The 1,290-nt window shown below is 66.7% G+C and carries 2 protein-coding genes; both read left to right on the forward strand.

Annotated elements, in window-relative coordinates; genetic code table 11:
- Positions 1-398 (forward strand): ABC transporter substrate-binding protein (locus AB0J04_RS46170; RefSeq protein ID WP_363174738.1); only part of this gene is annotated, 398 nt, incomplete at its 5' end.
- Positions 395-1,201, forward strand: coding sequence for an ABC transporter ATP-binding protein (locus AB0J04_RS46175; protein WP_064751331.1), 807 nt, complete (start codon positions 395-397; stop codon positions 1,199-1,201). The genes AB0J04_RS46170 and AB0J04_RS46175, both read left to right, overlap by 4 nt.
- Positions 1,202-1,290 lie beyond the last annotated feature (89 nt).

The raw sequence follows: 1,290 nt of genomic DNA on the forward strand, positions 1-1,290 counted from the left end.
CGCAGCAGGACAAGAACCTCTTCCACTACGGGGACGACGCCGGCCTGCTGAAGGTCCAGGGCATCTACCTGCTCACCCTTCGCAAGACGGTGACCGAGCATCCCGAACTGGTGGAGAAGATGCTTCGGGCGCTCAAGAAGACGACCGATTTCATGGCCGCCGACCCCGACCGGTCCGGTGAGATCCTCGCCGAGGCCGTGAAGGGTGGCGACGCGAAGTCGCTGGCTGCCCAGATCAAACTCGACAACCCGGCGCTGAACCAGACGGACGCGCAGACAGCCGCCCTGTTGCAGATCGAGACGTTCCTCAAGTCGAGCGGCAAGATCACCGACGACGTCGACGTCAAGGCCGGCATGGACCTCGGGCCGCTGCACGACGTACTCGGGTCGAAGAAATGAACGAAACGAACATGACGAAGTCCGGGGCTGCGGCCCTGAGCCTCTCCAAGGTCGGCATCACCTTCGGCAACGACGAATGGGTGCTGAAGGACGTCGACCTGGAGGTACCCGAAGGACAGTTCTTCGTCCTGGTCGGCCCGAGCGGGTGCGGCAAGTCCACGCTGCTCAAACTCTTCGCCGGCACGCACGCGGCCTCGCAGGGCGAGGTCCGGGCACAGGGCAGGCCCGTCGTCGCGCCCGGGCCCGACCGGGCGGTGGTGTTCCAGGGAGTCGACAGCCCGCTGATGGAGTGGCTCACCGTCCGGGGCAACGTCGAGTTCGCCCTCAAGCTGTCCGGCGTGCCGCGGAGCAAGCGGCCGAACATCGCCACGGAGTATCTGGAGAAGGTCGGCCTGCTGCCCGCCGCCAAGAAATACCCCGACCAGCTCTCGGGCGGCATGAAACAGCGCGTGCAGATCGCCCGCGTACTGGCGGTGGAACCGCAGACCATCCTCATGGACGAGCCGTTCGCGGCACTGGACGCCCAGAGCCGGCGGTTCCTCCAGCGCGAACTCGTCCGGCTGTGGTCCGAGAACCGGCGAACCGTCCTCTACATCACCCACGACGTGCGAGAGGCCGTGCTCCTGGGCCAGCGGATCGCCGTCATGACGGCGCCGCCGCAATCTGGGATCAAGACGGTCGTCGACGTCCCACTGCCCTACCCGCGAGACGAGTTCGACAGCGCCTTCGTCGACATCATGCACGAAGTGGACGCGGCGATCTCGGAGGAGGTGACCAAGCTGTGGGAGCGCGGCGCGGTGTGAAGTTCCTGCTGATGGGCCTGTCGGCGGTCAGTGTCGTGGTCGGGCTCGTCGCCTGGCAGCTCGGGGCGCGCGGTGCCGACCCGACCCTG

Source organism: Streptomyces sp. NPDC050263 (assembly GCF_040655955.1).
GTDB lineage: Bacteria > Actinomycetota > Actinomycetes > Streptomycetales > Streptomycetaceae > Streptomyces.

What these genes read in the sequence shown, in the direction of transcription:
- AB0J04_RS46175 (WP_064751331.1), top strand. Translation starts at nt 395, where the DNA reads ATGAACGAAACGAACATGACGAAGTCCGGGGCTGCGGCCCTGAGCCTC.